This window comes from Kribbella sp. C-35 (assembly GCF_046549195.1).
Taxonomy (GTDB): Bacteria; Actinomycetota; Actinomycetes; order Propionibacteriales; family Kribbellaceae; genus Kribbella.
On sequence record NZ_JAJPWG010000006.1, the window covers coordinates 365,232 to 389,757 of the forward strand.

General features: G+C 69.1%; 25 protein-coding genes. 15 read left to right on the forward strand and 10 right to left on the reverse strand.

Annotation, left to right across the window (positions count from 1 at the left end; genetic code table 11):
* Positions 1-61: 61 nt before the first annotated feature.
* Entirely contained in the window at positions 62-2,215 is a 2,154-nt protein-coding gene (locus tag ACLJOO_RS36455; protein WP_410792238.1) for a DEAD/DEAH box helicase, read from the forward strand.
* Here the strand turns inward: ACLJOO_RS36455 and ACLJOO_RS36460 are convergent.
* Together ACLJOO_RS36460 and ACLJOO_RS36465 are read right to left on the reverse strand one after the other, a co-directional pair.
* On the reverse strand, positions 2,207-2,821 hold the full coding sequence (locus ACLJOO_RS36460) for a DUF1684 domain-containing protein (protein ID WP_410792239.1): 615 nt from the start codon (positions 2,819-2,821) through the stop codon (positions 2,207-2,209). The genes ACLJOO_RS36455 and ACLJOO_RS36460 overlap by 9 nt on opposite strands.
* A gap of 11 nt (positions 2,822-2,832) precedes the next feature.
* Positions 2,833-3,486 carry a transglycosylase SLT domain-containing protein gene (locus tag ACLJOO_RS36465; protein WP_410792240.1) on the reverse strand — a complete coding sequence of 218 codons (654 nt, stop codon included), beginning with the start codon at positions 3,484-3,486 and terminating at the stop codon, positions 2,833-2,835.
* A 70-nt stretch (positions 3,487-3,556) separates the two neighbouring features.
* Here ACLJOO_RS36465 and ACLJOO_RS36470 point away from each other — a divergent pair, with 70 nt between their 5' ends.
* The 5 genes from ACLJOO_RS36470 (at position 3,557) to ACLJOO_RS36490 (ending at position 7,588) form a co-directional block, all read left to right on the forward strand.
* Positions 3,557-4,204 (forward strand): VOC family protein, encoded by a 648-nt coding sequence (locus ACLJOO_RS36470; RefSeq protein WP_410792241.1) that lies wholly within the window; start codon positions 3,557-3,559, stop codon positions 4,202-4,204.
* 239 nt (positions 4,205-4,443) lie between these two features.
* Entirely contained in the window at positions 4,444-5,184 is a 741-nt protein-coding gene (locus ACLJOO_RS36475; protein ID WP_410792242.1) for a class I SAM-dependent methyltransferase, read from the forward strand.
* A 103-nt stretch (positions 5,185-5,287) separates the two neighbouring features.
* Entirely contained in the window at positions 5,288-5,863 is a 576-nt protein-coding gene (locus tag ACLJOO_RS36480; RefSeq protein WP_410792243.1) for a dihydrofolate reductase family protein, read from the forward strand.
* 41 nt (positions 5,864-5,904) lie between these two features.
* Positions 5,905-7,011, forward strand: a complete 1,107-nt coding sequence (locus ACLJOO_RS36485) for a hypothetical protein (protein ID WP_410792244.1) — start codon at positions 5,905-5,907, stop codon at positions 7,009-7,011.
* A 4-nt stretch (positions 7,012-7,015) separates the two neighbouring features.
* A complete protein-coding gene (locus ACLJOO_RS36490) occupies positions 7,016-7,588 on the forward strand; it encodes a GNAT family N-acetyltransferase (protein WP_410792245.1) in 573 nt (190 codons plus the stop codon).
* Here the strand turns inward: ACLJOO_RS36490 and ACLJOO_RS36495 are convergent.
* The 3 genes from ACLJOO_RS36495 to ACLJOO_RS36505 form a co-directional block, all read right to left on the reverse strand.
* Positions 7,566-7,952: a hypothetical protein gene (locus ACLJOO_RS36495; RefSeq protein WP_410792246.1), complete on the reverse strand. Its 387-nt coding sequence runs from the start codon at positions 7,950-7,952 to the stop codon at positions 7,566-7,568. The genes ACLJOO_RS36490 and ACLJOO_RS36495 overlap by 23 nt on opposite strands.
* 80 nt (positions 7,953-8,032) lie before the next feature.
* Positions 8,033-9,652, reverse strand: coding sequence for an alpha-L-arabinofuranosidase C-terminal domain-containing protein (locus ACLJOO_RS36500; RefSeq protein WP_410792247.1), 1,620 nt, complete (start codon positions 9,650-9,652; stop codon positions 8,033-8,035).
* Positions 9,649-10,827: an ROK family protein gene (locus ACLJOO_RS36505; protein WP_410792248.1), complete on the reverse strand. Its 1,179-nt coding sequence runs from the start codon at positions 10,825-10,827 to the stop codon at positions 9,649-9,651. The genes ACLJOO_RS36500 and ACLJOO_RS36505 overlap by 4 nt, the downstream gene beginning before the upstream one ends.
* A gap of 65 nt (positions 10,828-10,892) precedes the next feature.
* On the opposite strand from ACLJOO_RS36505, the gene ACLJOO_RS36510 reads away from it, so the two are divergent.
* On the forward strand, positions 10,893-11,354 hold the full coding sequence (locus ACLJOO_RS36510; RefSeq protein WP_410792249.1) for a sulfatase/phosphatase domain-containing protein: 462 nt from the start codon (positions 10,893-10,895) through the stop codon (positions 11,352-11,354).
* A gap of 9 nt (positions 11,355-11,363) precedes the next feature.
* On the opposite strand, the gene ACLJOO_RS36515 is transcribed toward ACLJOO_RS36510, so the two are convergent.
* Complete coding sequence (locus tag ACLJOO_RS36515; RefSeq protein ID WP_410792250.1) at positions 11,364-13,079, reverse strand: cation:proton antiporter; 1,716 nt, start codon at positions 13,077-13,079, stop codon at positions 11,364-11,366.
* Positions 13,080-13,206: 127 nt separating this feature from the next.
* On the opposite strand from ACLJOO_RS36515, the gene ACLJOO_RS36520 reads away from it, so the two are divergent.
* The 4 genes from ACLJOO_RS36520 to ACLJOO_RS36535 all read left to right on the forward strand — a co-directional run bounded on the left by ACLJOO_RS36520 (position 13,207) and on the right by ACLJOO_RS36535 (position 15,418).
* On the forward strand, positions 13,207-13,830 hold the full coding sequence (locus tag ACLJOO_RS36520) for a VOC family protein (protein ID WP_410792251.1): 624 nt from the start codon (positions 13,207-13,209) through the stop codon (positions 13,828-13,830).
* 31 nt (positions 13,831-13,861) lie between these two features.
* A complete protein-coding gene (locus ACLJOO_RS36525; protein ID WP_410792252.1) occupies positions 13,862-14,596 on the forward strand; it encodes a helix-turn-helix transcriptional regulator in 735 nt (244 codons plus the stop codon).
* A 61-nt stretch (positions 14,597-14,657) separates the two neighbouring features.
* On the forward strand, positions 14,658-15,038 hold the full coding sequence (locus ACLJOO_RS36530) for a VOC family protein (protein ID WP_410792253.1): 381 nt from the start codon (positions 14,658-14,660) through the stop codon (positions 15,036-15,038).
* The gene (locus ACLJOO_RS36535) at positions 15,035-15,418 is read left to right on the forward strand and encodes a hypothetical protein (protein ID WP_410792254.1); all 384 of its coding nucleotides are present in this window, start codon (positions 15,035-15,037) and stop codon (positions 15,416-15,418) included. The genes ACLJOO_RS36530 and ACLJOO_RS36535 overlap by 4 nt, the downstream gene beginning before the upstream one ends.
* On the opposite strand, the gene ACLJOO_RS36540 is transcribed toward ACLJOO_RS36535, so the two are convergent.
* Positions 15,407-16,156: an SDR family NAD(P)-dependent oxidoreductase gene (locus ACLJOO_RS36540; RefSeq protein WP_410792255.1), complete on the reverse strand. Its 750-nt coding sequence runs from the start codon at positions 16,154-16,156 to the stop codon at positions 15,407-15,409. The genes ACLJOO_RS36535 and ACLJOO_RS36540 overlap by 12 nt on opposite strands.
* Before the next feature lie 90 nt (positions 16,157-16,246).
* Between ACLJOO_RS36540 and ACLJOO_RS36545 the strand changes: the two genes are divergently transcribed.
* From ACLJOO_RS36545 to ACLJOO_RS36555, 3 genes are read left to right on the forward strand one after another with little or no spacing between them, the layout of a single operon-like run.
* Positions 16,247-16,858 (forward strand): TetR/AcrR family transcriptional regulator, encoded by a 612-nt coding sequence (locus ACLJOO_RS36545; RefSeq protein WP_410792256.1) that lies wholly within the window; start codon positions 16,247-16,249, stop codon positions 16,856-16,858.
* A 10-nt stretch (positions 16,859-16,868) separates the two neighbouring features.
* Entirely contained in the window at positions 16,869-18,950 is a 2,082-nt protein-coding gene (pta, locus tag ACLJOO_RS36550; RefSeq protein ID WP_410792257.1) for a phosphate acetyltransferase, read from the forward strand.
* Positions 18,947-20,131 carry an acetate/propionate family kinase gene (locus ACLJOO_RS36555; protein WP_410792258.1) on the forward strand — a complete coding sequence of 395 codons (1,185 nt, stop codon included), beginning with the start codon at positions 18,947-18,949 and terminating at the stop codon, positions 20,129-20,131. Before pta ends, ACLJOO_RS36555 begins: the two co-directional genes overlap by 4 nt.
* A 32-nt stretch (positions 20,132-20,163) precedes the next feature.
* Here ACLJOO_RS36555 and ACLJOO_RS36560 read toward each other — a convergent pair whose 3' ends face one another.
* On the reverse strand, positions 20,164-21,834 hold the full coding sequence (locus ACLJOO_RS36560) for a SulP family inorganic anion transporter (protein WP_410792259.1): 1,671 nt from the start codon (positions 21,832-21,834) through the stop codon (positions 20,164-20,166).
* A gap of 129 nt (positions 21,835-21,963) precedes the next feature.
* On the opposite strand from ACLJOO_RS36560, the gene ACLJOO_RS36565 reads away from it, so the two are divergent.
* Complete coding sequence (locus ACLJOO_RS36565) at positions 21,964-22,365, forward strand: hypothetical protein (protein WP_410792260.1); 402 nt, start codon at positions 21,964-21,966, stop codon at positions 22,363-22,365.
* Positions 22,366-22,368: 3 nt separating this feature from the next.
* Here ACLJOO_RS36565 and ACLJOO_RS36570 read toward each other — a convergent pair whose 3' ends face one another.
* Both ACLJOO_RS36570 and lhgO read right to left on the reverse strand, forming a co-directional pair.
* Complete coding sequence (locus ACLJOO_RS36570; RefSeq protein WP_410792261.1) at positions 22,369-23,184, reverse strand: amino acid-binding protein; 816 nt, start codon at positions 23,182-23,184, stop codon at positions 22,369-22,371.
* 79 nt (positions 23,185-23,263) lie between these two features.
* Positions 23,264-24,460, reverse strand: coding sequence for an L-2-hydroxyglutarate oxidase (gene lhgO / locus ACLJOO_RS36575; protein ID WP_410792262.1), 1,197 nt, complete (start codon positions 24,458-24,460; stop codon positions 23,264-23,266).
* Positions 24,461-24,526 lie beyond the last annotated feature (66 nt).

Here is a 24,526-nt window from a genome sequence, read left to right on the forward strand (position 1 = left end):
GTCGGTCCTCGCGTGATCCGCAATTCCGTCACGGCTCCGCCGTGGCACGACACAGGAGGAAATGTTGGCCCGACGAGGTCAGCGCCAACCCGGCGCTACCCGTTCCGCTCCCCGTCGCCGGCGTCGCGTCCGTGACGGCGAGTCCGACGGTCTGATCCAGGTTCTCGCGCAGGCTGTGCGCGAGGTCGAGGCCGCGGTCACCCGCGGCGCGATCAAGCCGTCGACCCGGACGAAGTTCCAGATCGTCGCCCTGCTGGTCCGCGAGGAGCGGTCCCGGGTGAACGGCGCCGAATCCGCGACCGAGGCGTACCGCACCGAGCAGCTCCGGCGGCTCGACGGGATCGCGACGATCCTGGCGAAGACCGCCGCGCTGGAGCCCTCGCTGCTCGGCCTGCTGGCCGAGGACGCAGTGATCTCCGAGGCCGCGGCCGCGCTCAAGCGGCAGATGCTGGAGGACGCCGGGATGGAGGCGCCCGAGGAGCCGGAGCCAGAGCGACCGACCGCTCCCCCGGAGACGCAAACCCGTCGGGTGGTCCCGCAGGCAGTCGTGTCCCGGCAGCTCGCGAACCCGTTCCTCCCGCCGGACTTCTCCAACGCCCCGGCGCGCGCGGCCAAGCCGAGCCGGCTGGGCGGCTGGGAGCTGATCGGGCCGCTGCTGCGCTCCTTCGAGCACGCAGCGGCCTCGGCCACCATGCACCTGCCCGACCCGACGCCGCTGCAGCTGTCCGGTGGCATCGACGCGCTTCGCCTCCGCGGCCTCGAGCTGATGCCGCACCAGGCCGGCCTGATCGAAGCCGCGGCCGAGGGCCACCGGACGTTCCTGCTCGCGGACGAGCCCGGTCTGGGCAAGACCGCCCAGGCGCTGCTCGCCGCGCAGGCCGCCGACGCCTATCCCCTGCTGGCCGTCGTGCCGAACGTCGTGAAGACGAACTGGGCCCGCGAGGCCGGCCTCTGGACACCCCGCCGTACGCCGACCGTGATCCACGGCGACGGTGACACGATCGACGGTTTCGCGGACATCGTGGTGGTGAACTACGAGATCCTCGACCGGCACGTCGGCTGGCTCGGCGACCTCGGGTTCCGCGGCATGGTCGTCGACGAGGCTCACTTCATCAAGAACAAGAAGTCGCAGCGGTCCCGGAACGTGCTCGACCTGTCCAACCGGATCCGCAGCCGGACCGCCCGGCCGCTCCTGATGGCCTTGACCGGTACGCCGCTGATCAACTCGATCGAGGACTTCACCGCGATCTGGGAGTTCCTCGGCTGGATCGACGAGAAGGCGCCACGGGCCGAGCTGATGGAGAAGCTCGACGCGACCGACCTGACCCCGGCCGACCCCGGGTTCAACGCGGCCGCGCGGGCCAGCGTGATCGACATGGGCATCGTCCGGCGCCGCAAGGTCGACGTCGCCGCGGACATCCCGGCCCGCCGGATCGCCGACCTCCCGGTCGAGCTCGACGGCGCCGTCGGCCGCTCGATCCGGGCCGCGGAGCGGGAGCTCGCGGACCGTCTCGTCGAGCGGTACCGGACCGCGCTGGAGACCCGCCGGCTCGGGATCGTCGTGGACGGGATCGACCACGACCTCGTCCGTCAGGTGGCCGGCTGGGAGCGGACCGAGATGGCCGCCAAGAAGTCCGGCGACAATGTGTTCAACCTCTTCCGCCGGATCGGTCAGGCGAAGGCGGGCCTGGCCGCGGACTACGCGGCGCAGCTCGCGCAGAACGTCGGCAAGGTGGTGTTCTTCGCCCGCCACATCGAGGTAATGGACACCGCCGAGGAGCTGTTCGCCGAGCGCGGCATTCGGTACTCGTCGATCCGCGGCGACCAGACCGCACGCACCCGGCAGAAGAACATCGATGCCTTCGTCAACGATCCTGAGGTCTCGATCGCGGTCTGCTCGCTGCTGACCGCGGGCGTCGGCATCAACCTGCAGGTCTCGTCGAACGTCGTCCTCGCCGAACTGTCCTGGACCAACGCCGAGCAGACCCAGGCCATCGACCGCGTGCACCGCATCGGGCAGGACGAGCCGGTCACCGCGTGGCGGATCATCGCCGCGCAGACCATCGACACCCGGGTGGCGGACCTGATCGACGCCAAGGCCGGTCTCGCCGCCAAGGCGCTCGACGGCTCCGACGAAGAGGTCGGCTCTTCGGCCGACTTCCAGCTCGAGGCCCTGGCCGCGCTCCTCACCCGGGCGCTGGAAGCCTCAGCCTGACAACTCGCCCACCGGCAGCTCAGCACCCAGCGTGTTGGCTGCCGGTGCCAGCGGGCAGGTCCATTCCGGGCTGTACGCGCAGGACGGGTTGTACGCGAAGTTCAGGTCGACGACGAACTCGTGCAGGTCGCCGCCCAGGTCCGCGCCCTTCACCGTGTCGATCAGGTAGCGGCCGCCGCCGTACGTCGACTTGCCGGCCAGCGCGTCCTTCACCGGGACGAACAGACCGCCGCCGTACGACTCCAGCCACCACACGTCGAGATCCCCCACCGGCAACTGCAGTACGCCGACGCGCGAGAACGGAATCACGCCGTCGGTCGCGGATTGGAACTCCCAGCTGAACGGCTTCACGTCGGTCTCGATGATCGCCTCGAAACGGAACTCCGGGCGGTACGGCGCGACCGGCGCACCGGCGTACGTCGCGCGCTGTTCCGGCGGGACCGGTGAGGCCGGGTGGTTCGTCAGGAGCTCGTTGCGGCCGGACTGCCAGCGGGCGTGGGCGGCGGCTGGATCTGGTTCGGCGCGGATGTCTCGGTAGAGGGCGAAGATCTGTCGGCGCCAGTCGGCGACGGCCAGGGCGGGTGCCCCGAAGTTCCCTAGGTTCACAGCGTCTCCTGTCAGCTCTTCAGCGCTTCGGCGGATTTCGCCCAGTTGTCGTGCAGGCGGTCGACGTACGACTGGGCCTGCGAACCGGCCTTGCGGCCGCGGGCGAAGATCCGCATGTTGCCGCCGCCCGCGTTGTAGCCGAGGGCAAGCAACTCGTCCTTGGTGTAGAGGTCGGCGCGTTTGCTCGGCAGCCGCTTCGCGAGGTCGTGCAGGTGCCAGGCCGCGGCCTGGATCGCCAGCGCGGGGTTGTCGGGCAGCTCTTCCCACTTCCGCTTCGCGAAGTCGCGGCCGCGTTTGGTCTCGTCGAACGCGGGCTTGTGCATGTTCGCGATCCCGAACGCCGGATCGGAATCCACCTCGGCCCACTGGCGCTCGAACTTCGGGTCGTGCGGCTTGTACGACTCGTTGTACAAGATTGCCATCAGCAACTGCGGGTTGATCCCGGCCTGCTTCGCGTACCGCCGTACGTCGGGCGCGAAGTGCGCCGGATCGTAGTCGTCGTACCACGGCTTCGTCGTCGTGGTGCTCTTTGCGGTCGGCTTGGTTGTTGTGGCGGTTGGCTTGGCGGTGGGGTCTGTTTTGGCGGTGGTGTCCTTGTCGGAACAGGCCGCCCAGACCCCTACGAGCAGTACTCCGACCGCCACCCACGACCAGCGTTTCGCCACCCCACCACCGTAGTCAGTCCGGGCAACGCGCCGACCCGCGACACTTCCGGAAAGCGCTTGCTACGGTGGTATGGTGATCTACGAGCTGAACCATGTCGGTGGCCGGGTACAGGATCTCGAGGCGAGCTTGTCGTTCTACGGCGGGCTCGGGGCGGAGGTGGTCGACCGGTTGTTCATGCCCGGTCCGCGCGTCAACCGGGTACACATCCAGCTGGCGACCGGCCTGGTCGAGCTGCTCCACCACGAGAAGCCCGACGCGCAGGCGACGTACGGGCTGAACCACATCGGCTTCATGACCGACGACCTCGACGGCGACTACGCGCGGCTGATGGCCCTCGGGTACGCCGAACTCTCGTCGCCCCGCGTTGCCGGGAGTGGGCAGGGCCGGCTCGCGTTCGTCTCAGATCCGAACGGCGTCCGCGTCGAACTGCTCCAGCGCTCGGAAGAGTTCCGCGTCCCACCGATCACGACGGGCCCGGTGGTCGACTTCGCCCACGTCGCCGTCGCGGCACCCGACCCCGAAGCGGCGGCTGAGTTCTACGGCACCCACCTCGGCATGGAACGCGTATCCGACGACACGTTCCGCCTGGGTCACGACACCCTCAAACTCGTACCTCCACCGGCCTCCACCATCGCCCACCTGGCCGTCACCACCACCTCCCCCACCGCCGCCACCCAGGACCCCGACGGCACCCCTGTCACCTTCGTCTCCGCTTGAGCCGCTGTAAGCGGATCCCCAGCACTCACCAACGCGCCTGTAGCACGTCGATGACCAGCGAGCACACGAACGGATATCCCCTGCAATTGGGGGTTCTCCGCTGGTATGCGAGCAGAGGACCCCCAATGCGAGGGGATATCCCCCGCCGTCCGCCCGGCGCCTCGCATCTGCTGGGCGGGTGGGAGCGGGCGGTGGCGCGAGGAGGCGCCTGTCTTCGGTTGAAGCTCTAGCCTGGGGGCGTGTTCGACTATGACGGCGAGATGCGGTTCTTGCAGGGGCGGTTCCGGGCTGCTTGTGGGGTGCGGGACGGGGATCGGGTGCTTGATGTCGGGTGTGGGGGTGGGCAGACGACGCGTGAGGCGGCCGCGGATGCAGGGCGGGGGCAGGTGGTTGGGGTGGATGTGTCGGAGCAGATGCTCGAGCAGGCGCGACGACGTACGGCGGAGGAACACGTCAGCTATCTGCTCGCGGACGCGACGACGTACGACTTCGGGGAAGCGGCGTTCGACGTGTGCATCAGCCGGTTCGGGGTGATGTTCTTCGACGATCCGGTGGGTGCGTTCACGAACTTGCGGAAGGCGTTGCGGCCTGGTGGCCGGCTCGTCGCGATGGTCTGGCAGTCACGGGCGGAGAACGAATGGGCACAGGTGATCCCGGCGACGCTCGGCGGAGGCGCGGCGGCTCGGGATGAGTCGCCGTTTTCGCTTGGGGATCCGGACGTCGCGCGGGGCGTTCTGAGGTCTGCGGGGTTTGGTGAGGTGACGTTTGTCGAGGTGCGCGAACAGTTGTACTACGGGCCTGATGTCGAGACGGCGTACGAGAACGTGCTCCAACTGCGCGAACCGCTAGCACTGCTAGCGGAGCTGACCCCGGCCGACGCCGAGCGTGCGCGGGCCGATTTGCGTGCGTTGCTCGCGGCGCACGACACCGGTGACGGCGTCCTGTTCGACTCCGCAACCTGGATCATCACCGCGGAGTGACCGGCGTCACATTCCACTAGTGTCGACTCCACCGACACCGGCACGACGCACAGGCATAAGCAAAGGCACGAGCACCTCACACCACTTGATCAAGGAGCACCAGATGCGTTCCCTCATCACCACCGCGTTCATCTCCCTCGACGGCGTCGTGGACTCGCCCGGCGGCGAGGTCGGTTACCGCAACACGGGCTGGACCTTCAAGGACATCGCGTTCGAGGAGGCGGCGTACGCGCTCAAGGGCGAGGAGCAGAACGAAGCCACCGCGCTGCTGCTCGGCCGGGTCAGCTACCAGGCGTTCTCGCCGGTCTGGCCGGGGATGACCGAGGAGTTCGCCCGCTACAACGCGATGCCGAAGTACGTCGTCTCGACCACGCTGAAGGACAGCGACCTGGTGTCGAACTGGGGCGAGACCACCATCCTCCGCTCCCTCGACGACGTCGCCGCGCTGAAGGAGACCGAGGGCGGCCCGATCATCATCAACGGCAGCGCGACCCTCAACCGCAACCTGTCCGACGCGGGCCTGATCGACCAGTACAACCTGCTCGTCTTCCCCGTCCTCCTCGGCGCCGGCAAGCGGCTGTTCAGCGACGCCGACCGCGACAAACTCAACCTCAACCTCACCTCGAGCGAGTCGTACGCGAACGGCATCCAGAAGCTCGTGTACGCCGTCCAGCACTGAGCCCGACCAGCTTTGTCGGATCGCTGTACTACGGTTCGCGCATGGGTGTACTGGGGTGGCACGAAGACGAGCACTACATGCCCGAGGACGGGATTCTCGTGGTGCAGGATGTGCGGGCAGGGTCTTGGTACGAGGACCTGACCGCGAACGATGCGCATCCGGTCGGCACCCTCGGGCGGTCGGGACGCGGGTGGTTGTACGCAGCGGGCGGCGACGGGCCGTGCGTCGTCCGCCTGCAACTGCGCGACGACCGCCCGGCCGACGACGACCTGTGGAGCGATGTCTTCGAGGCTCCGTACCTGAGTCCGAGCGGAGCGGTCAGTCTGACAGGACTCACGACCGGTCCCGGCGATGAACATCTGCGGCTGGGTGAGCCCGGGATGTACCGCATCCGCGCGGCTCACCGCCCGCTGCCTGCTGCGCCGGAACCTCCCGAGGACGAGGACGATCTGAAGCCGACCGACCTCTGGCAGCTCGACTTCTGGCCGGACAAGGAGCCCGCGAACCCACCCCGCTGGCTCCGCCGCCACCGATCACCGGTACGCAAGGCCGATCCGGGATGGAGGTCGCTGCTCGGGCTCGACGTACCCGAGGTCGCGAGTGTCGTCGAATGGACCGGCCCGGCCGAGGGTATGACCGTCGACGACATCAACTCCTGGGGCGCCGACCACCACCGCGGTCCCAACTGGCTCGGCAAACCGTTCTATGTCGGACCGAGCCGAGAGGGATGGCCGACGCTCGCCGACGTCGCCCGGCAGGTTCGCGTCCCGGAGCCGAGGGTCCGACGTGACCTGCTGCCGCTGTACGTCGCCCTTCAGATTCTGACCTTCGACGGCACTCGGTACGCCGCCGTCAAGGACAAGCCCCTGGCGCAGGACGTCCTGCAGCTGCCAGACCACGTCACCGCGGGGCTCGAACTCTCCCAGGCGATGGGTCAATTCACGGCCCATGCCGCGGACCTGGTGTCGGTTGTGTTCTGGGGTGGGAGCGAGCAGACGATCGCGTCCCTCGCCGAGCGCACCTTGGCGTCGGAGGACGACGTACGCAGGACTCTTCGGTACGCCGAGGATCGCAAGCTGCTCGAGGTGGAGCAGCGTGGTCCGGACGAGGTTTCCTTGACCATGTGTCCTGCGGCGAGGCCGAGGTAGCTCCATGAGTATCGACGTGCGGCCGGCCAGTGTCTTCGAGGACGTGCGGGCGGTGATCGGGCCGAAGAAGCCGACGTCCAACGTGTGTTTCTGCCTGAGCTATCGGATTCCGTCCAAGCTCAACAATGCGCTGCTTGGACCAGCGCGTGGCGCGTACGTCGAGGAGCTCTGCCGGGCGACGCCTGCTCCGGGGGTCCTTGCGTACGACGGTGATACGCCGGTCGGATGGGCCGCGATCGCACCGCGCGCTGCGACGACGTTCGCCCGGAACCGGAAGATCCCGCACGTCGACGAGCTGCCGGTGTGGTCGTTGTGGTGCATCCGGGTACGGCCAGGGCACCGCGGCCAGGGGATCTCGCATGCGCTGATCGCCGGCGCGGTCGAGTTCGCGCGCGAGAACGGGGCGCCGGTGGTCGAGGCCTATCCGCTCGACAACGGCGACAGCAAGGTCGATCTCACGATGGCGTACGCCGGGATCCGCAAGAACTTCGAGCACGCCGGGTTCACCAAGGCCGCCGACACCACGTCGACACTGGCCGGCCACCCCCGCATCCTCATGCGCCTCGATCTGCGCTGAGCCAGCGCGCCGCCGCTTGGTACGTGTCGTCTGGCCTGCTGTTGAACGCTATTGCCGCATCGGGAGCGAGCTGCCGGGTCAGGTTGACGATCCGTTCGAACAGCTCGAGCTGATCTTCGTTCCTCCGGATCCCGCCACCGATCACCACGCACTCCCACGGCTGAGCCGCCAACGCCGCACTCACCACCGCCTCGATGTCGTCGCTGCCGTCCAGCCCGACGAGGCAGGTCTGGGCGCCGACGCCGTGCGCGGCGAAGTCCGCCATCCCGACCTGGATCCCGGTCACGACCGGCTCCGGGTCCCACGGCCCGGGAACGCGGTACGGGTCAAGACCGATCACCAGCACCCGCGCGTTGCCGTCCATGTTCGCGACACTACTCCTCGGCGATCGGCGAGATCTCCGACAACGGGTCGACGTGAACAGCAGCGGGACCGTGTGATCGGCTAGCTCAGGTCGAAGGACAGCAGCGTGATGCTGTGGGGTGGGAAGTCGTAGCTTGCGTCGGTCAGTTCGACGGTGCCTAGGTCGCGCAAGCTCACGGCGTCCGGGGCGGTCAGGCTGTTGGACGCGAGTACGTCGTCCGCGGTCAGTTCCTTCACCGCGGCCCGTGCCGGCAGGGTGTCTCGACTCGCGTCGAGGGTCAGGCCGGCGCGGATCGCGGTGTCGCGGTGGCGGTTGATGACGGTCATGCGGAGCGAGCTGCCGTCGGCAGTCTGGGTCGCGGAGACGTCCAGATCCGGGACGGTCGCCGGATAGGTGCGGAACTCACCGCGGTGGTCGCGTTCGTCGCCCTGCCGTACAGCGGTCAGCTTGCCAGGCGACCGTACGTCGGCGGCGAGCGCGATCGGGCCGAGGTGGTTCTGGTACAGGTCCCAGACGTGGTACGTCGCCGCGCGCACGGCACCGTTGGGACGGGCAACGATCACGCCGTTCGCGTTCAGCAGGTTCACCGTGTTCGCCATCGCGACTGGGACCTCGCGACCGCCCGCGCGGTGCAGGGCGTGGAAGACGCCGGCGTAGAAGAGCGCGTCGGAGAGCGTTCTCGGACTCCACCGGTTCACGCGGTGAGCGGGACTGGTCGGTAAGCCGTCGACCTCGCGGGCGACCGTCCCGCCGTCGTCCGACGGCTGCGGCTCCGGCCAGGTCGCGGGCTCGACGTGCCGGATGTTCCACTCGTCGAGAGAGAGCGCCAGAGAGCGCTCGCCGGCGTTTCTGGCCGCGATCCCGCCGACCAGATCCGAGTACTCGACGATCTGCTGCTCGAAGTAAAGCGACTGGGCGACGATCGCGTCGTACTCCGCCTCGCCGTCGACCAGTTGCGTCGTGGCACCATAGAGGTGGAACGACAGGTAGTCGATCTGGTTGCCGACGGCACCTAGTACGGTCTCGGTCCAGCCGTCGCGGTCGTCGGTCTTGCCGACCGCGATGAACTTGAGCGATGGGTCGACAGCTCGCAGGAAGCGGGCGTGCTCGGCCGCGTCGGCGGCGTACGCGGCGGCGCTGCGGTGGCCCATCTGCCAGTCGCCGTACACCTCGTTGCCGAGTCCCCAGTACTTCACTCCGTACGGCGCCGGATGGCCGTTGCGCGCCCGCCGCCGGGTGTACTCGGTGTCGCCGTCGTGGTTGGTGTACTCGACCCAGCGGACCGCCTCGTCGACGTCGCGGCAGCTGTGTGCGAGGTACGGCTCGGTCCCGACCTCGGCGCACCAGGCGAGGAACTCGTCGGTGCCGAAGTGGTTGCTCTCCTCCGATCCCCACGCGAGCTCGAGCCGCCGCGGCCGGGAGGCGCGCGATCCGACGCCGTCTTCCCAGTGGTACGCCGACGTGAAGTTGCCGCCCGGCCAGCGGACCACGGGGAGACCCAGTTCCCGGCAGAGCTGGATCACGTCGGTTCGTAGACCGTTCCGCGGACCGTCGCCGCCGTACGCGAGCGGTGAGCCTTCGTCGAAGACGCCGCCCTCGATGTTGCCGAAGAACGCGGACTCCAGGAAATGCCCGTAGATCATCGGGTCGATGGCGTGCCGCCGGTTCCGGTGGACATCGATCGTCGCGGCGGGAGTCACGGGCGGACGGCCTCCTGGTCGAGTGCGGTTCGCCACTCGGTCCCCGGTGGTGATGTTGTGAGTACGAGGGCGATGCCGCCGCGGGCTGCGGCGTCGGGGCCGAGTGCTGCGCGGGTGACTCGTACCGTGCGGTGGACCTGGCTGTGCGTGTATCGGCGGAGTGCGGCTTGCAGTGGCTTGAACAGGTGGTCGCCGGTCTCGGCCAGTTCGCCGCCGATCACGACGACTTCCGGGTTGACGGTGTTGCAGGCTGCGGCCAGAACCTCGCCGATGCGTGTGCCGGCCTCCGCCACCAGGTCGCGGGCCTTCTCGTCGCGGGCGTCGAGGATGTCGTTGCATTGCGCCTGGAGGGTTGTCAGCGACACGTAGCGCTCGAGGCAGCCGCGCCCGCCGCAGGAGCAGGACGGTCCGTCGCGGTTCACGCTGATGTGCCCCAGCTCCCCTGCCGCGCCGCCGGCTCCCGCGAACAGCCGCCCACCGAGCACGAGCCCGCCACCGACGCCGTACGACAGCCGCAAATACAACGTGCTGTCCACGCCCGAGCCAGCACCCCACACAGCCTCCGCTAGCGCCGCTAGCCGCGTGTTGTTGTCCACATAAACAGGTACGCCGAACCTCGCACGCAGCGTGTCCCGCACCAACGCGATCCGATCGGAACGCACAAGTCCCGCCGAGTCTGCGCCAACTGGTACCGGGCCGACGATGCCGACGCCGACTCCGGCGAGTGCGGTCAGCGAGACGTCGTGGCGGGTGGTCAGGTCGTCGACCAGGTCCAGCGCGAGCTGCAGGCGGCGGGCCCACGGCGTACGTTCCGCGCAGGCCACCGCGCCCGAGGCGACGAACTCGTGCGCGACGTTCGAGATCGTCACCTGAATCCGGCGCTGCCCGAGATCCATCCCCAGCGCGAGCCCACCCGCCGGATTCAACATCACCACCGAAACCGGCCGCCCCCGCCCCCGCACCGCCTGCTCCGCCAAAGTGTGTTCAGGGCGCTCGACCAGGGCCTGGTTGCTGAGGAGGGTTTGGACAATCGACGAGAGTGTCGCGCGGGAGAGGTTTGTTTGTTCGGCCAGTTGGGCGCGGGTGAGCGGGCCTCGGGTGCGCAGGACCGAAAGGACCCGTTCCTCGTGTGTCTCCCGGAGCAGCCTGAGCGGTCCGGACGTTTCCCTACCCACGGGACCCGACTCTGACCGCCCGACCATATTATTGTCAACCCTCGAGATTTAATACACTGATTCGCATGCGGCCGAACGTTCTGCTCCTCTGCACCGGGCCCACGACGATCCCCGCCGGCACTCGCAGCGCCGAGCTCGTTCAGTTGATCGACCTCGGCGCCACGATCCTCACCGCCGTCGGACTGCGGCCCCTCGGCGAGGGACAGGATCTGTTGCCGTTGGCCACCAATCGCGCAACGGGCCGCGGCTGGGCGCTGAGCGAGTACCGCAACAGCGGCCACCCGTACCCAACCCCGATCCACCTCACGATGCTGCGCCGCGACCACTGGAAGCTCGTCGTCCAGCACGCCTCCCCCGCGACCGCCAGGACAGGTGAGCTGTACGACCTCGCCGCCGATCCGAACGAGTTGCAGAACCTCTGGGACGACCCACTCCACCGAGACATCCGAACCGAGCTCCAGGAGTTCCTCCTCGACGTCCTGGTCGCCACCGAGGACCGCAGCCAGGAACGCGTCGCAGACTGGTGAATCGAGGTGCTAGGACGTGGCGAAGCGCTGTTCGATGGTGTCGAGGAAGCCCTCGACGTGGCGGTACGTCTCCGAGCTGTACACCCCGATACTGCGTTCGGTCCCGAGGGCTTCGCGCATCGCGTCGAGGTAGCGGCGCTGCAGGATCTCCATCTGCTCGCGCGTGTCCGCCTTGGTCTCCCGGAGCTGCTGGCTCCCTGAGACAAGGCGCGGCACGATCCGGTCCTTCAGCGTGCTGACCACGACCGGATCGAGGGGTTCGCCGTCGACGGTCTGCTCCTCGAGCGGGCCGACCGCGTCGATCGCGGCCTCGCCGATCTGCCGCATCAGCGCCTGCACCGAGTCGCGCTTGTCCTCACTGCTCTCCGGCCGGAACCGCATCTTCGCGATCACCGCAGGCAGCGAGATCCCGAACACCACCAGCGTGATCAGCGCGACGATGAACGCCGCCAGCACGACCGTGTCGCGGTGCGGCGTACCGGCCGGGATCGTCTGCGCGGCCGCGACCGTCACGACGCCGCGCATCCCGGCCCACGCGAGCACCAGCAGGCCGCGGCCGGTGATCGGTTCGCGCTCCTCGAAGTCCGCGTCCGCCCGGCCGCGCGCGAGCCGTTTGCGCGCCCAGGCGACGCGGTTCTCCTCGCGCGCACCCGCCGGCTCCATCGAGTCCAGGTGCTCCTCGAACTGGTCCAGCTGAGCCCGGACCTGCTCGCTCCTGCCGTTCCGGCCGAACCGGCTCTGCAGCCAGGGCCAGGCCAGCCCGAGGAAACGCAGGACGACCAGCAGGCCGATCACCAGCAGGACGAGCCCGGTGATCTCGCCGATCGTCGTCTCCGCGCGGGCGTCGTCGACGAGCTCCGGCAGCTGGTACCCCATGGCGAGGAAGACACCGCTCTCCAGGATGAAGCTGATCGTCGTCCAGGTGGTCGCCTGCGTCTGCCGGTCGCGGGCACTGAACTTCCGGCTGCCGAGCGCTCCTGTCAGCAGGCCGGCGATTACCACGGCGAGTACGCCGGACGCGTGCGCCTCCTCGGCCGGGAAGTAGGCGAGGAACGGTACGGCGAACGAGATCGTCGTGTTGAGTACCGGGTCGTCGAGGCGCTGCCGCAGTACGGCGGTCAGCAGGCCAACGGCCGCACCGATGAGGATCGCGCCGACGACTGCCCACGCGAAGTCGAGAGCCGTGTGACCGAGACTGAAATGGCTGGTGACCGCGAGCGCGGCGACCGCCGTCCGCAGGACGACGAGCGCCGAGGCGTCGTTGACGAGACTCTCGCCTTCGAGAACGGTCATGAGGCGTGGCGGGAGCCCGACCCGGTGCCCGATCGCGGTCGCCGCGACCGCGTCCGTCGGGCTCACGACCGCGCCGAGTGCGGTGGCGAGCGCGAACGGGATGCTCGGGAACAGCGCGTGCACGACCGCCCCGATCACCAGCGCGGACACGATCACCATCACGATCGACAACCACGAGATCAGCCCGAAGTTCCGCCGTACGTCGAGCACCGGGAGCTGGACCGCCGACGCGTAGAGCAGCGGCGGCAGGACGCCCGCGAGGATGATCTCGGGCTCGATGTGGATGGCCGGCGTACTCGGCAGGTAACTGGCCCCGATGCCCAGCGCAACGAGCAGCAGCGGCGCAGCGACGCCGGTCCGGCGCGCGAACACCGAGGCCGCGATCATGATCGCGAGCCCGGCTCCGGCGATCAGAACGATCTGATGGTCCACGTGACAGCACTCTAGAGCCGGTCACCGGTGTGCCCGGGTAATGACCAGGGATTCTCACTGGTGTCACGGGGGCGCCCGACCGGCATTGTGGAGGTCAATGAACGAGTCGAATCCCCTGGAGGAAGTCATGAGCACCGATCTGAAGCTCGAAGCCGTCGTCATCCCGGTCGCGGACGCCGAACGGTCCAAGGAGTTCTACAGCGGCCTCGGCTGGCGGCTGGACGCGGACTTCGCGTTCGACAACGGGTTCCGCGTCGTCCAGTTCACCCCGCCGGGCTCCCCCGCCTCGGTCCAGTTCGGCACCAACATCACCTCGGCCGAGCCCGGCACCGCGCAAGGGCTCTACCTGGTCGTCACCGATGTGGAGGCCGCGCGGTCCGAACTGCTGACGCACGGCGCCAAGGTCAGCGAGGTCTTCCACCCCGCGGCTCCCGGTGCGCAGTTCGAGGCCGGCGACACCAGCGGTCGGGTGACCGGACCGGCGGACGAGCGGTCGAGTTACGGGTCCTTCGCGACGTTCACTGACCCCGACGGCAACACCTGGCTGCTGCAGGAGGTCACCAAGCGCCTGCCCGGCCGGGTGGACGATGCGACGTACACCTCCGTCGACGACCTCGAAGCGGCTCTTCGACGCGCCGCGGCGGCCCACGGCGAGCACGAGGCTCGCACCGGCCAGGCCGACGAGAACTGGCCGACCTGGTACGCCACGTACATGCTCGCCGAGCGCACCGGCGCCGAGCTCCCGCAGTAAATATGTCGGTGGCCGCGCCTAGCCTGCGGGCATGAACCGGATCGATCGTCTGTATGCGCTCGCGGAGGAGTTACGCGCGGCGGGGCCTCGGGGGCGTACGGCGCGGCAGTTGGCGGCACGTTTCGAGGTGAGCGTGCGGACCATCGAGCGCGATCTCAGTGCGCTCGGGCAGGCTGGCGTACCGCTGGCGACGAAGCAGGGCCGCACCGGCGGGTATTCGGTGGACCGGTCGATGAGCCTCCCGCCGCTGAACTTCACCGCGCGGGAGGCGATGGCGGTCGCGGTGGCGTTGAGCCGCAGCAACCATGTGCTGTTCTCGCGTGACTCTCGGACCGCGCTGCAGAAGATCGTGGCCGCGATGCCGCAGCGGGATCTGGACGAGGCGCGGACGGCGGCGGCGAAGGTGCGGCTCCTGGTGCAGCCGGTGCCGGATCCGGACGGGGAGGTCGCCGAGCAGATCTGGCGTGCGGTGCGGGACAACCAGGTCCTGCGGATCGAGTACACCGACGTGGGCGGTGTCGGGACCGAGCGCGACGTCGAGCCGCAACACGTTGTCGTCGGGCCGAACGGCTCCTACCTGACCGCGTGGTGCCACCTGCGCCAGGAGGAGCGGGTATTCCGGATGGATCGGATCACCCGGGCCGAGCGCACTGCGACACCACCCTCCCGGCCACTCTCGACCGGCGAGCTGAGAGTCGACGGCTACGAAACCAAACTGCCGGCCGCCGCGCTCCGTCCCGAGGATCTTTTCCCAACTCCGACATAGGGCTGTCGCGAACCGCTGAAACCGTGGGGTTCATTGTTCCTCGGATGAAAGAGAGAGATCGATGAGTGCTCCGGCCCCTGGCACGCTGGCCTGGTTCGAGGTCGCGACCGACGACCCCGAGACCACCCAGAAGTTCTACGGCAGCCTGTTCGACTGGACCTTCGAGTCCGACGGCGCCCTCGCCGCCACCGGCCTCGAGTACCGCAACATCAAGGCCTCCGGCGCCGACCAGCCGATGGGCGGCATCTTCGGCACCAACGGGCAGCTGCCGAACCACGCGGTGTTCTACATCCTGGTCGCCGACGTCGAAGCCACCTGCGCCGACGCCGAACAGCTCGGCGGCACCGTGATCAACAAGAGCCTCGACGGCCCCCTGGCGTTCGCCTACCTGCGCGACCCGGCCGGCAACCAGTTCGGGGTCTTCACCCCGCCCGCCGCATGACCCGACCCACGCACCGCACGTCCCCGCCGGCCAACACCGGCGGGGACGCCGCGCGCGAGCTGTACGACGAGCTCACCGACGACCTGCTCTACGACCCTGCCATCGGGCACGGCACGATCATGGGACACCCCTGTATCCGTCTCGCCGGGCAATTCGTCGCCTGCCTCGAGAGGAACGGCACGGCCCTGATCCTCAAACTCCCCGCCGACCGAGTGACCGCGCTCATCGCCGAGGGCACCGGAAGCCCGTTCGCCCCGACCGGCAACCCGATGCGCGAGTGGGTCACCATCCCCACCCCTGACCGCGCCCGCTGGCAGTCGCTCCTCACCGAGGCCATTGCCTTCGCCCGCCAGAACCTCCCCGCGCGGTCAGACGGCTAGCCGGCCGCCGTCGATGGGGAGGGTGGCGCCGTGGATCAGGGAGGCGGCGTCGGAGGCGAGGAAGACGATGCCTTCGGCTACTTCGTCCGGGGCGCCGACGCGCTGCAGGGGTGTCGTGCCTGCCAGGTTGTCGAGGTTCTCGCCCATGCTCGCGGTGCCTTCGGTGCGGGTCGGTCCGGGGCTGACCGCGTTCACCCGTACACCCGCCGGCCCGAACTCGGCCGCCCAGGCCCGGGTCAGCAGCTCGACGGCCGCCTTGCTCGAGCCGTACGCCGCCATTCCAGTCATCCCGACGTACGCGACGATCGTGGTCACGTTGACGATCGCGCCCGTCCCCCGCGCCGCCATCAGCGGAGCCAGCTCGGCGACCAGGTAGAACGGCGCCCGCACGTTCACGGCGTACACGGCGTCGAAGTCGCTCTCCGACACCTCGGCAGTCGCCCCGAACGGGAAGATCCCCGCGTTGTTGATCAGTACGTCGACCTGCCCGCCGCCGAGCTCGATCGCCTGCTTCGCCAGCGACCGCACACTTGTCACGTCCGCCAGGTCCGCCTGGGCGAAGTCCGCCGTACCGCCCGCGGCCCGGATCTCCTCGACCGCCCTGCTCCCCCGGGCCACGTCCCGGCCGCTGATCACCACGTGCGCGCCGCGCCGCGCGAGCTGCCCGGCCACGGCGCGGCCGATCCCGCTGTTGCCGCCGGTCACGAGTGCGGTCCGGCCGGCGAAATCCTGCGTCATATCGGTCCCATCCACTAGTTGGAGTCGTTGCCACCGATAGTTCGCCGACCAAATTGGAGTATCAACTCCAAAATCCGTACGGTGGGTGGCATGACAGGGCTGACCAGGAAAGGCCAGGCGACCAGGGACCGGATCGTCGTAGCGGCGGCGCGGCTGATGCTCGAGCACGGCGTCGCCCGCACCACGATCGATGACATCCAGGCCGCGGCCGGCGTGAGCCCGTCGCAGCTGTACCACTACTTCCCCGGCAAGGACGCTCTGGTCTCGGCGGTCATCGACCACCAGGCGGCGCAGGCGCTTGACGTCCAGCAAGGCTGTCTGGAGCGGCTGGACACGATCGACTCGCTGGGCCGGTGGCGGGACGTGATGGTCGGCATCCTCACCGAGATGCAGTGCGTCGGCGGCTGCCCGCTCGGATCGCTGGCGAGCGACCTCTCGGACAGCGACCCGGTCGCCCGCACCCAGCTCGCCGCCGCGTTCGCGCGCTGGCAGGAGCTCATCCGTGAAGGCCTCGCCGAAATGCAGGAACGCGGCGAGCTGGCCGCCGACGCCGACCCGGGGAACCTCGCCGTCGCGATGCTCGCGGCGGTGCAGGGCGGGCTGCTGCTGAGCCAGGTGAATCGCGATCCCGCGCCGCTGCGGATCGCGGTCGACACCATGATCGACCACCTGCACGCCTTGACGAGCCCTGCGGTTCCGTAGGGTTCGCGGTATGGGTAGCAGTGTCTACGTTGCTTCGGTGGAGGGCACGACCGGGAAGTCGACGGTGGCTCTCGGGGTGCTCCACCAGTTGTCCCGACGTGTCGGACGGGTGGCGGTGTTCCGGCCGATCGTCCGCGCGGACACCGCGACACACGGCGGACGGGACTACGTTCTCGATCTGCTGATCTCGCAGGACGCGGTCGAGCAGTCGTACGACGACGGCGTCGGGGTCACGTACGACGAGGTGCACGAGGATCCCGACGCGGCGCTCGACACCATCGTCCAGCGGTACCACGCGGTCGCCGAGCAGGCTGATGCGGTGCTGATCGTCGGCAGCGACTACACCGATGTCGGCACGCCGACCGAGTTCTCGTTCAACGCCAAGATCGCGGCGAACCTCGGCGCGCCGGTGCTGCTCGTGCTGAACGGGTTCGGCCGTACGCCGGACGACGTACGGGCGATCGCCGACATGGCCGCGGCCGAGCTCGCCGCGAACCACGGCTCGCTGTTCGCGGTCATCGCGAACCGCGTGGACGACGGCGAGGGCAAGCTTCTCGTCGCGGCGCTCGACGGCATCGGCGCGCCCGCGTTCGCGATCCCCGAGGAGCCGGTGCTGAACCAGCCGCTCGTCGCCGACCTGATGGCGCCGATCGACGGCCGGCTGCTGAGCGGCGACCCGCAACTGCTGACCCGCGAGGTCACCGGTCTGATGATCGCCGGGATGACGATGCCGAACGTGCTGGACCGGTTGTTCGACGGCGCCGCGGTCGTCACCGCCGGCGACCGCCCCGAGGTCGTGCTCGGCGTCCTGATGGCGCACGCGTCCCGGACCTTCCCGCAGATCGCCGCCATCGTGCTCAACGGCGGCTTCGAACTCCCCGGCCAGGTGCAACGGCTGATCGAGGGCCTCGGTGTCACGTTGCCGATCATCGAGACCGATCTCGGTACGCAGGCCACCTCCGCCAAGCTCACCGCCGTCCGCGGCCGGCTCACGAAGGACGCGCCGCGCAAGATCGACACGGCCCTGGCGCTCTTCGACCAGTACGTCGACGGTACGGCGCTGCTCGACCAGCTCGCGCTCGCCCGCAGCAGCGCGGTGACGCCACTCATGTTCGAGCACCAACTCGTCGACCGGGCCGTGTCCGACCGCAGGCACATCGTGCTGCCGGAGGGCGAGGAGGAACGGATCCTGCGCGCTGCCGACGTACTGCTGCGGCGGGGCGTCGCCGAGCTCACCCTGCTCGGCGATCCGACCGCGATCAGCGCAAAGGCCGCGGCGCTCGGCGTCGACCTGGCCGCGGCGCACGTCGTACATCCCGAGAACAGTGAGTTGACCGAGCAGTTCGCCGCCGAGTACCACCGGCTGCGGCAGCATCGCGGCGTCGACCTCGACCGCGCGCGCGAACTGGTCCGGGACGTGTCGTACTTCGGCACGATGATGGTCCAGCTCGGACTCGCGGACGGGATGGTGTCGGGCGCCGTCCACACCACCGCGCACACCATCCGGCCGGCCCTCGAAGTGGTGAACACCATCCCGGACGTCTCCGTCGTCTCGTCGGTGTTCTTCATGTGCCTGCAGAACCAGGTCCTGGTGTACGGCGACTGCGCGGTGAACCCGGACCCGACGGCCGAGCAACTCGCCGATATCGCGATCTCGTCCGCGGCGACCGCCGTCTCGTTCGGCGTCGAGCCCCGGGTCGCGATGCTGTCGTACTCGACCGGCACGTCCGGCGCCGGCACCGACGTCGAAAAGGTGTCCAAGGCAACGAACATCGTCCGCGAACGCGCACCGCAACTGCCGGTCGAGGGACCGATCCAGTACGACGCCGCGATCGACAGCGCCGTGGCACGGACGAAACTCCCGGATTCCCCCGTCGCCGGACGGGCGACTGTCTTCGTGTTCCCGGATCTGAACACCGGCAACAACACGTACAAGGCAGTGCAGCGCTCGGCGAACGCCGTCGCGGTCGGCCCGGTCCTGCAGGGTCTGCGCAAACCGGTCAACGACCTGTCGCGAGGAGCGACCGTCCGGGACATCATCAACACGGTCGCGATCACCGCGATCCAGGCACAGCAGGGTGGCGCGCGATGAGTGGACATGTGCTGGTGATCAATGCCGGTTCGTCGTCGCTCAAGTACAGCCTGGTCGACGGGAAAACGGGTCTGGCCGCGGCGACCGGGCTGGTCGAGCGGATCGGCGAGGAGCAGAGCCACCACGTGCATCACGGGCCCGCGGGCGACTTCGACGACGAGCGGGCGGTGGCCGATCACGAGGCCGCGCTGGAGGCCGCCGTACGGGCGTTTGCGACGCATGGTCCCGCGCTCGCCGAGGTGGACATCGTGGCCGTCGGGCACCGGGTCGTCCATGGCGGCGACCGGTTCGCGGCGCCGGCGCTGGTCGACGACGAGTTGATCGCGGCGGTGACCGACCTGGTGCCGCTGGCTCCGTTGCACAATCCCGCGAATCTCGAGGGCATCGAGGTCGCGCGGCGGCTGCTGCCGGACCTTCCGCATGTGGCGGTGTTCGACACCGCGTTCCATCAGACGTTGCCGCCGTACGCCTACACGTACGCGGTGCCGAGTTCCTGGCAGGACGAGTACGGGATCCGGCGGTACGGGTTCCACGGGACGTCGCACTCGTTCGTGTCCGGACAGGCCGCCGCACTGCTCGGGCGCTCGTTGGAGGACGTGAACTTGATCGTGCTGCACCTCGGCAACGGTTGCTCCGCGACCGCCGTACAGGGCGGCAGGTCGGTGGACACGTCGATGGGGCTGACGCCGTTGGAGGGTCTGGTGATGGGTACCCGGTCCGGCGACCTCGATCCGGCGATCCACGGGCATCTCGCGCGGGTCGCGGGGCGGTCGGCCGAGGAGACCGACCGCGCGCTGAACTCGGAGTCCGGGCTCAAGGGCCTCACCGGCGCTAACGACTTCCGCGAGGTGTCGCGCCGCCGGGCGGCCGGGGACGAGCGGGCACAGCTCGCGTTCGACATCTACTGCTACCGCTTGAAGAAGTACATCGGCGCGTACTACGCCGTACTGGGAAGAGTCGACGCCATCGTCTTCACCGCCGGCGTCGGCCAGCACTCGGCCGAGGTCCGCGCGGCCGCCCTGAGCGGTCTGGAGGGTCTGGGCATTCACCTAGACACAACCCGGAACGCCAACAACGACCAGATCGCCTCCACCGGGGACAGCCCGGTCGCCGTCCTGGTCATCCCCACCAACGAGGAATGGGAGATCGCCCGGCAGGCCCTGGACGTCGTCCCCGGTTAGCGCGGCGTCGATGACACGGCCGGCCGCCCCGGCTAGCTGTCCGGTGGTTCGTTGCGGAAGGCTTCTACCGCGGTGGGGAGGGTGTAGAAGACACGGTTGGGGCCCAGGCGGTCGAGGAAGCCGGCGTTGGCCAGGTCATCGCGGAGTTCTTGTTTGACGCGGGCGAGGGCCAGGACGATGCCGCGGGACTTCAGGTCCTCGCGGAGGGCGTCGAGCGCGTCGAGGGCAGTGATGTCGATCTCCACGTTCGCCTCGGTGTTCAACAAGAACCAGCGCACCGGAGTCGTCGACTCGTCGGCCGCGGCCAGGGCGCGGCGGTGGAAGTCCTCGGCGTTCGCGAAGAACAATGGCGAGTCGTACCGGTACACGACCAGACCCGGCACCGGCCGCGCATCCGGGTAGTCGTCGAGGTCGTGCATCCCCGCGATCCCGGGCACGTAGCCGAGGATCCCGTCGTGCGGCCGGGCGACGCGGCGCAGTACGTCGATGACGGAAAGAGCGACCGCGACGAGTACGCCGTACAGCACGTCGAGCGCGACCACGCCGACGGTCGTCGCCACCGCCAGCAGGAACTCGCTGCGCCGGAACGACGCGATGCGGCGGAACTCCCCCAGTTCGATCAGGCGCAGCGCGGCGTACACGACCAAGGCGCCGAGCGCGGGGATCGGGAACGTCTCGAGCAGCGGGCCGGCGAAGAGGAGCGTCGCGACGATCGTCAGCGCGGCGACCAGCGAGTAGACCTGGCTCTTCGCGTTGGAGGCGTCGGCGAGGGCGGTACGGCTGCCGCTGCTGCTGATCGGGAAGCCGCGCAGGAGGCCGGCCGAGACGTTGGCCAGTCCGAGGACCAGCAGCTCGCGGCCTGGTTCGATCCGCCCACCGCCGCGGCTCTCGAAGGCGCGGGCGGTGAGCACGACGTCCGTGTAGCCGACCAGAGCGACGCCTACCGCGGGTAGTACGAGCAGGCCGAGGTCATGCATCGACAGCGCGGGCACGTGCGGCACGGGCAGACCGCTCGGAACCGAACCGACCAGTGCCACTCCCCTGTCGCCCAGGTCAGCCGCCCAAGTAACTAGCGCTGCTAGCGCCACCACGACGAGCGGGCCAGGTAGGCGCGGCGTCCAGCGCGCCAGGGCGAGCAGCAACGCGAGAGCCGCCACCGACAACAGCACCGGAGCAGGCTCCCAGTCGCCGATCAACCGGAGCGCTGACACCACCTCCGCCGGCGGCGAGTCACCCTCGACGGGCGCGCCGGTGAGTCGGCCCAACTGGCCGGTCATCATGATCACCGCGATACCGGTCAGGTAGCCGATCAGCACCGGCTTGGACAGCAGATCCGCCAGAAACCCGAGTCGCGCCGCCCACCCGAGCAGACAGATCGCTCCTACTAGCAGCGCTAGTACGGCGGCCAACCCGGCGTACCGCACCGGATCACCAGCGGCGAGCGGCCCGATCGCGGTAGCCGTGAGCAGCGCCGTCGTCGACTCTGGGCCGAGCGACAGCAGCCGTGACGACCCGAGGAAGAAGTAGAGCACCAGCGGACCGAGCGCGACCCACAACCCGGTCACCGCCGGCAGCCCAGCGAGCTGTGCATACGCCATCACCTGCGGAACGAAGTACGCCGCGACCGTCAGGCCGGCGAGTACGTCGGACCGCAACCAGCCTCGCTGATACTGCCGCAGCGTTTCGACACCCGGAATCGTCAAGCTCCACCCCTTTCGGCAAACAGTGTCCTTCCAGCCGATTGCCGACGTACATTAACTGGTGGTGATGCACCGATGCCCCAGGTGAGATTCCACAGCGACGAATTGACCGCCGTCCGGCGGGGTCACCTTGTGCCTGCGCAGTTGGAGGACTGGGTTCCCTCGGCGTGTGCAGTCGTGGCCGAGCACCTGCGTCACCGCGGCATCGCTCCGACCGGCTACCCGTTCGCCCGCTGGCATCCGCTGCCCGGCGGCGAGATCGAGGCCGAAGCGGGCTTCCCGGTGGGTGCGCTGATCGCGGCCGGCGGAGAGGTTGAAGCATCCTCACTTCCGGCCGGACCGGTGCTGGCCGTCTGGCACACGGACCCGGACGAGAAACTCCCGCTCACTTACCACGCCGTCCAGGACTGGCTGGAAACCGAGCATGCGGTCGCGACCGGGGACAGCTGGGAGGTCTACCACGATCTGCCGACCTGCGACCACGTCGGAACCCGCATCGAGATCGTCCAGCCGATCATTTTCCCAACCAGCTGACCGTCAGCGGGTGATGGTTTGGGCGGCTTCTGCCAGTTCGGCGAGGCGGTGGGCCCGGGCGGACTCGGCCGGGGTGAACGGTTCTCCGGGACGGCTGAACGCGAACAGGCCGGTCCACGGCGAAGGCACCTTCAGCACCGTCCCGTCGTCGGGCAGCTGACCCGCCAGCGTGGCCCGATTCGTGACCAGCTGGGCGCCCAGCAACTCGGCAACCGCGTGCGGCAGCTCGGCCGGATCCGCCACCACGCGTGCGGACAGACTCAAAGCCTTCGTCTGACCGTCCACCAACGCCAACGCGGTCGTCGGCCACACGTGCGTCTCGCGCCCGCCGGCCGACTCGATCGCCAGCTCCAGATCAGCGGCCGTGATGTCATCCGGCGTCGAGACCACCAGCTCGTCCCGCACCCCGTCGTCGATCGGATGAACATGCAGCCCCAGGATGTTCGCGTCCAGGACCGAGAGCTGCCGGGTGACGCTCTCCAGCGTTCCCGCCCGATCGTCGAGCGTCAAACGAATACGCCACAGTGTCCCGATCCCGTTCCGCGGACGAGCCTTCGGAGCGTGCAGCCAGGACCGCAGCAGCCGCATCGTCGACGGCTCGACCACCCAGACCACGAGCGCCGTCGTCACGCTCGCCAGCACGGCGACCGCGACCAGGTACGGCGGATGCGCGGCGAGCACCACCGCATGCAACGCCAACTCCACCGGAGCAATCGCCACCAGCTTCGCCAGCGTCAGCCGGAGCCGCCGCGGATGCGGCAACCGTCCACACACATCGCAGGCGGTCCCACCCGTGAGCGTCGTACGCAACGAGTCCATGCTTCATAGCGTCCCCGGCCCAGATTGCCCACCTGTTGCGCCGGCGTGACGTTGGCGTGGGATCGCTCACACGACCCGCTCAGGCTCGGTCGGCCGACAGTTCTTCGGCGATGCGGTCTCCGATGACGAGGCAGGCGGTGGCTGCTGGCGACGGCGCGTTCAGGACGTGCAGGGCGCGCCCGTCGCGGAGGAACAGGAAGTCGTCGACGAGCTTGCCGTCACGCGTCACGGCCTGAGCGCGGACACCGGACCCGGACCGCCGAACGTCGGAAACCTGCAACTCCGGCAGCATCCGCCGCGCCTCGCGGACCAGCGCCCGACCGGTGAGCGAGCGCACGATCTCCTTCGCGCCAGTGCGCGCGTACCGGCGCGCAAGCTTCCAGGACCCGCGGTACGTCGCCGCCTCCCACACATCCCGTATGACGATCTTCGACCACGAGTACCCCTCGCGGGACAACGCCGGGACAGCGTTCGGACCAACGTGGACACTGCCGTCGATGCCCCGAGTCAGATGAACACCGAGGAACGGCAGGTCAGGGTCAGGCACCGGATAAACCAGCCCCTTCACCAGGTACTCCCGCTCCGGCACCAACTCACTGAACTCCCCGCGGAACGGGAGAATGCGGACCCCAGGCTCAAGACCCGATGCCCGAGCCAGCCGGTCACTGTGCAGCCCCGCACACACAGCCACCCGGTCGGCCTCGATCACCTCGTCCGTCGTCCGCACGCGCACCACGGACCCCGCGTTCTCGACCGCCGTCACCGACACGCCGGTCCGGATCTCACCGCCCGCCGCCTGTACGTCGTCGGCGAGCGCGGCAGCAACCAGCTTGAAGTCCACGCGCCCCGTCGAGTCGACCGCGAGCGCACCCTTCACCCGCAGGTGCGGTTCACGCTCCGCGACCTCGTCCAGGGTCAGCCGCCGTACCGGGACGCCGTTCTCGCGACCGATCCCGAACAGGCGATCGAGCTGCGGCAGTTCGGCCTCCGTCGTCGCGACGACCAGCTTGCCCGGTACGTCGAGCGGGATGCCCTTCTCCTCGCAGTACTCGCGCAGCGCCGTACCGCCCGCCACCGCGAACCGCGCCTTCAGCGAGCCCGGACGGTAGTACAGCCCCGAGTGCACCACGCCCGAGTTGTGCCCGGTCTGGTGCGCGCCGACGGCCGGTTCCTTCTCCAGTACGACGACCGGCGTACCGGGATCGAGCCGCTGCAGGCTCCGCGCCACAGCCAGCCCCACGATCCCGCCACCGACCACCACTGCAGATCTCGTCACCTGTGAAAAGAGCGCGAACCTACGGCCGGAAATACAGCCACTTACGCAACTCCGTCGCCAGCGCGA

What these genes read in the sequence shown, in the direction of transcription:
- ACLJOO_RS36535 (WP_410792254.1), top strand. Translation starts at nt 15,035, where the DNA reads ATGACCCGACCCACGCACCGCACGTCCCCGCCGGCCAACACCGGCGGG.
- ACLJOO_RS36480 (WP_410792243.1), top strand. Translation starts at nt 5,288, where the DNA reads ATGCGTTCCCTCATCACCACCGCGTTCATCTCCCTCGACGGCGTCGTG.
- ACLJOO_RS36525 (WP_410792252.1), top strand. Translation starts at nt 13,862, where the DNA reads ATGAACCGGATCGATCGTCTGTATGCGCTCGCGGAGGAGTTACGCGCG.
- ACLJOO_RS36510 (WP_410792249.1), top strand. Translation starts at nt 10,893, where the DNA reads ATGCGGCCGAACGTTCTGCTCCTCTGCACCGGGCCCACGACGATCCCC.
- ACLJOO_RS36470 (WP_410792241.1), top strand. Translation starts at nt 3,557, where the DNA reads ATGGTGATCTACGAGCTGAACCATGTCGGTGGCCGGGTACAGGATCTC.
- ACLJOO_RS36455 (WP_410792238.1), top strand. Translation starts at nt 62, where the DNA reads ATGTTGGCCCGACGAGGTCAGCGCCAACCCGGCGCTACCCGTTCCGCT.
- ACLJOO_RS36520 (WP_410792251.1), top strand. Translation starts at nt 13,207, where the DNA reads ATGAGCACCGATCTGAAGCTCGAAGCCGTCGTCATCCCGGTCGCGGAC.
- ACLJOO_RS36545 (WP_410792256.1), top strand. Translation starts at nt 16,247, where the DNA reads ATGACAGGGCTGACCAGGAAAGGCCAGGCGACCAGGGACCGGATCGTC.
- ACLJOO_RS36485 (WP_410792244.1), top strand. Translation starts at nt 5,905, where the DNA reads ATGGGTGTACTGGGGTGGCACGAAGACGAGCACTACATGCCCGAGGAC.
- ACLJOO_RS36495 (WP_410792246.1), bottom strand. Translation starts at nt 7,952, where the DNA reads ATGGACGGCAACGCGCGGGTGCTGGTGATCGGTCTTGACCCGTACCGC.
- ACLJOO_RS36490 (WP_410792245.1), top strand. Translation starts at nt 7,016, where the DNA reads ATGAGTATCGACGTGCGGCCGGCCAGTGTCTTCGAGGACGTGCGGGCG.
- pta (WP_410792257.1), top strand. Translation starts at nt 16,869, where the DNA reads ATGGGTAGCAGTGTCTACGTTGCTTCGGTGGAGGGCACGACCGGGAAG.
- ACLJOO_RS36540 (WP_410792255.1), bottom strand. Translation starts at nt 16,156, where the DNA reads ATGACGCAGGATTTCGCCGGCCGGACCGCACTCGTGACCGGCGGCAAC.
- ACLJOO_RS36530 (WP_410792253.1), top strand. Translation starts at nt 14,658, where the DNA reads ATGAGTGCTCCGGCCCCTGGCACGCTGGCCTGGTTCGAGGTCGCGACC.
- ACLJOO_RS36570 (WP_410792261.1), bottom strand. Translation starts at nt 23,184, where the DNA reads ATGGACTCGTTGCGTACGACGCTCACGGGTGGGACCGCCTGCGATGTG.
- ACLJOO_RS36555 (WP_410792258.1), top strand. Translation starts at nt 18,947, where the DNA reads ATGAGTGGACATGTGCTGGTGATCAATGCCGGTTCGTCGTCGCTCAAG.